General features: G+C 41.2%; 3 protein-coding genes. All 3 read right to left on the bottom strand.

Annotation, left to right across the window (positions count from 1 at the left end):
- Positions 1 to 341: S-type pyocin domain-containing protein (locus AC55NX_RS20680; protein WP_496997445.1), on the bottom strand; the 341-nt coding region annotated here is incomplete at its 3' end.
- Between the two features lie 64 nt (positions 342 to 405).
- The gene (locus tag AC55NX_RS20675; RefSeq protein ID WP_496997444.1) at positions 406 to 924 is read right to left on the bottom strand and encodes an ankyrin repeat domain-containing protein; all 519 of its coding nucleotides are present in this window, start codon (positions 922 to 924) and stop codon (positions 406 to 408) included.
- The coding region (locus AC55NX_RS20670; RefSeq protein ID WP_496997443.1) for a GH-E family nuclease at positions 924 to 1,233 on the bottom strand (310 nt) is incomplete at its 5' end. The genes AC55NX_RS20675 and AC55NX_RS20670, both read right to left, overlap by 1 nt.

The following is a 1,233-nucleotide window of genomic DNA, read 5'->3' as shown; positions in this document are numbered from 1 at the left end:
TCAGCCCGAAGAGATGTTCGGTTTAGCTCCGGTTTGGGGTATTTACTCGCCCCGAACTGACCATTCGGTTGACGCACTTGATGACTATATACCACATACAGTGGTGGGAGTCCGGTATCTGCCGGAAAGGTCAGAATATAGTCTTGTAAATCTGCATCAGCGATTGGCGTGATGTAGGTGTTGTCAAATTCTTGGCCTTGCTCAGCCTCCGGATACACCCAGATATTGTAAGTTTTCAGATCTGGAATGGGATTGATAAGGATCGGTTTACCGCCAAAATCGCCACTCATCGGTATCAGCACTTGATTTTGCAGGAAAAGGGCTGATACAAAAAGAGCCACAACATCATGCGGCTCTGAATAGTTTCCGTTTTAAACAATAGCTTTACTTATGATTGGGCTTTATTTAGTAATGACTGACTAATTCAATAATCTTAGGATCCATATCATCAAGTAAATTAACAAGCTCTCGGACTGATTTTCCCTTTTCTGTTTTAGCATCAGGATCAGCACCAAAATCAAGCAATAGTTTGACAACATCATATACAAACGGTTTTTCATGAAGAGACATTTTCAGGGCATTAACTCCTCTTTCACTACGGTGCTCAATTAGCTTATCTGCACCGTTTTCCAACAAAAGCCGCATACCTTCAACGTTGCGTTGACGAACGGCATAAATCAGTGGCGTATAGCCATAGCTATCAATTGCGTTGACATCCAGCCCTTGGTCAATCAGAAACTGCACCGATTCAAGTGGTGTTCTTTCCTCTAGTTTTGTAGAGGGAGACATAAATACGTGATGTAGGTATGTCCAGTGCTCTGATTCTGTGATTTCATGAATATCAGCACCTTTACCAATAAGTGCTTTGACTTTATCAATGTCACCATCCAGTACAGCATCGTATAATTCGTATTCGTAACTCATTATGTCTTCCTGTTTTTCAAAAATGCTCTCATATCTCTGAGAATTTTTCTTAAATCATCACTGCCCGGTTTCTCATTGATATGACTAAGGTTGGTCTTGGCATCCTCAATCAGAAAATAGTCAGGGTGTGAATTCACAAAATCATTCAATTCTTCCTGAGTCATACCTATCTGGTCAGCCGCTCTGAGTATCCGTCGGTTTTCCATACCTTCCCTATGTCCATAGTGCCAATCTGTAATCACATTATCGTCTTCATCAACAAACTGACCATTCAGTTTTCTTGCATTGGCTTCAATCTGTCTTTTGGTT

The sequence above is a fragment of the Vibrio rubrogenes genome (assembly GCF_059641415.1).
This window is presented reverse-complemented; position numbering and strand designations above follow the sequence as displayed.